Genomic DNA, 3,458 nt, shown 5'->3' on the forward strand with positions numbered 1-3,458 from the left:
ACGTCGGCGAAGTCCGCGAGGGCCGCCGCGGCGAACAGACCGGTGGCACCGGCTCCGACGACCACGGCGGCAAGGCGGCGGGGGGCGTTCTCTTCAGCCATGGTGGTTCGCGCTTCCTGTGCTGGTCATGCGTCGGCGGACGTCCTCGAGGAGGTGAGGGTGGTGCAGGGCGGATGCGATCGCTTCGATGCGGTCGCTCACGGCCACGCCTCCCCACGGCTCCCGGGAATGCGCGGCGGGGGGTCCGCCCCGCCGGTAGGCGCTGATGGCTGCGCTGATCGTGATCGCCCCGGCGATACCGTCCGCCTTCGGCGTGTCGTGCCCGGCTCGCGCGGCCTCGCGGGCCCGCCGGTGAAGAGCCGGGTCGAAGTAGGGGTCGAGCATCCGCAGGGCGTCGTGGACCCGCTGCTGGCGCTGCATGAGGCGCAGGTCGAGGGGGGTCCACGGTCCGAAGCGCGCCTCGGCCGCCGCCGGGGTGAGGACGCGGAGCGCGCGCCACAGCGGGCCGAGCCGGCGGTACTCGCGTTGGTCCCGGATCCACTTCTGCAGGAACGGCCCGGCCTGCGGCACGATGAAACCGAGTGCGACGAGGGCGGCCTCCATCAGCGCGAAAGGGGGCGCGGCCTGGGTGCTGAGCACGTCCCAGTCGTGTCCCGACCAGCGGGCGCCGATCGCGGCCGCCTTCGCCACGTCGAAGACGAGTCCCGACGCGAAGCCGAGTTGCAGGAAGACCACCCCCGCCTTCAGCCAGCGGTCGGCGACTTCGGGGAACCACTTCCAGAGCATGGAGGCCGCCACGAGGGACGACACCATGTGCGCGGCGATGTAGAGGAGGATGTGTTCGCGCATCCAGGGGGTGCCGGCGTAGTAGGTGTCCAGGTCGTAGACGCGCGGCGTCGGGACGTCCGCCAGGAGGAACGTCAGCCACAGGACGGCGACGATGCCCGCGTAGAGCCAGTAGATGCGGCGGATTCTGCGCCGGCGCCCCTCCGACGGTTCCTCCCGCCAGCGCATGATCATGGTCAGGCCGGTCGCGCAGAACGCGGTGAGGAAGGAGTAGGCCCAGGGGGCGGCGATGTTCGGTATGCCCGTGAGGACGTTGAGCCGTTCTATGTTGACCGGGGTGATCACGACGAGGACGGCGGTGGCCCAGGTCAGCAGGAGGGTGGTCGCCCTGACGTCGGGGTCGCGCGAGGCCCGCAGGAACGTGGGGAGCTTCAGCGCGAGGGCCAGCGCCAGGAGCACGGTCGGCAGGATGTACGGGACGTGGAAGGAGGGGCTCATGACAGGATGTGCCCGCCGCGGCTGCTCAGGGACAGGTTGATGCGGCCCTCCACGGTGTCCGCGCTGACCGGGCCCCGCGCGTAGCGGCCTTTCATCCAGGTGCGGACCTCGCGGCCGAAGAGCAGCCCGAACGTCTCGGCGTCCGCCTCGTGGTCGTCCATCGACTCGGCACGGGCCGCGACGGCGAGGAGCGCGTCACGGGGTACCTCGTGCGCGGCGAGGATCTGCTCGACGGCCCGCTCGATCGCCTCCGTGACCCGTCCGGCGGGCAGCGCGCGGGCGGCGGCCGGCATTCCCGCGACGTGGTGACCGCAGTCGCCCTGCTCCTCGTGCCACAGCTCATGACCGAGGATGACCAACTGGGCCTCGGGGACGGTGCGTTCCTCCACGACGATGATGGAGTGGTCCCCGCAGTCCAGTCGCATGCCGGAGACGGGGATGTCCGGCGGGAACGCCCGGAACAGGAGGTTGATCGGTCGGCCGGTCCGCGCGCTCATGGCCTTGCAGAACGCCTCCATGACCTCCTGGGGCTCGGCCGGCCGTTCGACGGTTCCCGTCGCCCGGCGGCCCAGGACGGTGAGTAAGGTCTTCATCGCCTTGGTGCTCACTGGTCGCGGGCTCCTTCCGGAGGCACGACGGACCGGAGGACCCCTTCGAGGAGACGCTCCAACTGCTCACGGGTCAGGGAACCGTGCATGCGCAGGTCGGCGGAGTTCACCCCGTAACGGTCCATCAGGGCCAGTACCGGATCGTTCTCGGGATGTTCGAGTTTGCGCAGGAGGGGGAGCAGGGCGCGGTTGAGCGCGTCGGCGGCCGGTGCGGTGAAGAACGCCTCCCCCTCCTCGACGCCGAAGTACTCGACGAGCCCGTGGAGGAGTTCGACGCTGGGCACCTTCTTGCCGTCACAGACCTGACGGGCCCAGTACCCGGACACGCCCAGCCGCCGGGAGATGTCCGAAGCCAGGTCGGACATGCGGGTGCCGGTCGTGGTCATGCTGGCTTTGGCGAGCGCCGCGATCCGCGTCCGGACCCGGTCGTTGACGGAGTCGTCCGGTGGTGCGCCGCCCCGGAGCAAGGTGCGGACCGTGGACGCCGGCAGGGCCGTCCTGGCGGCCAGTTCGGCCACGTCCAGCAGGTCCGAACGGATGCCCTTCTCCTGCACGGCCGCGTCGAGGCGCCGCAGGGTTTCGGCGAGAGGAGGGGGTGATGCCACCGTTGCGCTCCCGAGTCGGTTGCCGGCACCTGGTGTTGTCCGCGGGACCATACGCGACGAACACGCCCGGCGGCAACGATCGTTGACCTCCGGTAATCGATGATTGTCCGGATCGAGCCACGGGGCGGTGGCCGCGCCCGGCTCTCGGATCCCCGCCGGGGCGTGGGGAGACCTCGTCCGTTCCGAGCCGGTTCGACCGGCAGGTGCCGGAGGCGACCCGGAGGGCGGGGATCCGGCTCATGAGCGGCTCCTCACGTCCGCCGGGTGTGCGGCGTGGTGCCCGTCGGGGCATGGCTGCTTGAACTCGACCCGTCCGACCGGGTTCCGCCCCGACGTCAGCGTTTCGCACTCCTCCCGCCGGTCGTGGGTGCCGCACCGGAACTGGGCGCAGAGGTAGGCCGAAGTGATGCGGGCGAGCGCCGCGACGCGCCCGGGGTTCTCGTCGGTGGTCTCCGCGGCGTCGTACCCGGAGATCCCGCCGAGCAGGTGCCCGGCGTCGAACAGGGCCAGCAGGGTCTTGGGCGCGGGGGCGAGCCGGTAGGGGTCGGCGTGCCCGTCGGGGCCGACGTCGGTGAAGTGCCGGGAGTCGTCCTTGTCGCCGGCGACGACCAGGACGGGCGGGGTCATCGCGGAGAAGTCGGTGGCGTGGAAGAACGGCACCTGTTCGGCCATCCATCCGTTCAGGACGTCACCGCCCCGGCCCGGAGCGGCCAGCAGCACGCCTGTCCTGATCCGTGGGTCGGTCAGGTCCACCTCGCCCCCGTTGCCGGGGTCGGTGGTCCGGGCACCCAGCAGGAGGGCGGCGGTGTGGCCGCCGAGGGAGTGTCCGGCGACCGCGATCCTGTCCCGGTCGACGCGTCCGGCGAGTCCCGCCACGGCGCTTTCGATCTCGTCGAGGCGGTCGAGGACGTGGCTCATGTCCTCGGCGCGCGAGCGCCAGAAGAACGGGGCTCCGGGAGCG

Annotated in this window: 4 protein-coding genes; all 4 read right to left on the minus strand. The window is 71.5% G+C overall.

Annotation, left to right across the window (positions count from 1 at the left end; genetic code table 11):
• Window positions 1–93: 93 nt before the first annotated feature.
• Window positions 94–1,284: an MAB_1171c family putative transporter gene (locus tag B7767_RS41645; RefSeq protein ID WP_085576374.1), complete on the minus strand. Its 1,191-nt coding sequence runs from the start codon at window positions 1,282–1,284 to the stop codon at window positions 94–96.
• A complete protein-coding gene (locus B7767_RS41650) occupies window positions 1,281–1,892 on the minus strand; it encodes a toxin (RefSeq protein ID WP_179167541.1) in 612 nt (203 codons plus the stop codon). Before B7767_RS41650 ends, B7767_RS41645 begins: the two co-directional genes overlap by 4 nt.
• Window positions 1,889–2,497 carry a hypothetical protein gene (locus B7767_RS41655; RefSeq protein WP_085576375.1) on the minus strand — a complete coding sequence of 203 codons (609 nt, stop codon included), beginning with the start codon at window positions 2,495–2,497 and terminating at the stop codon, window positions 1,889–1,891. Before B7767_RS41655 ends, B7767_RS41650 begins: the two co-directional genes overlap by 4 nt.
• A 237-nt stretch (window positions 2,498–2,734) precedes the next feature.
• Window positions 2,735–3,458 (minus strand): chlorophyllase (locus tag B7767_RS41660; protein ID WP_085576377.1); only part of this gene is annotated, 724 nt, incomplete at its 5' end.

Source organism: Streptomyces sp. 13-12-16 (genome assembly GCF_002114215.1).
GTDB lineage: Bacteria > Actinomycetota > Actinomycetes > Streptomycetales > Streptomycetaceae > Streptomyces.

Excerpts from the sequence above, each read along its gene's own strand:
- B7767_RS41645 (WP_085576374.1), bottom strand. The coding sequence starts at position 1,284 with ATGAGCCCCTCCTTCCACGTCCCGTACATCCTGCCGACCGTGCTCCTG.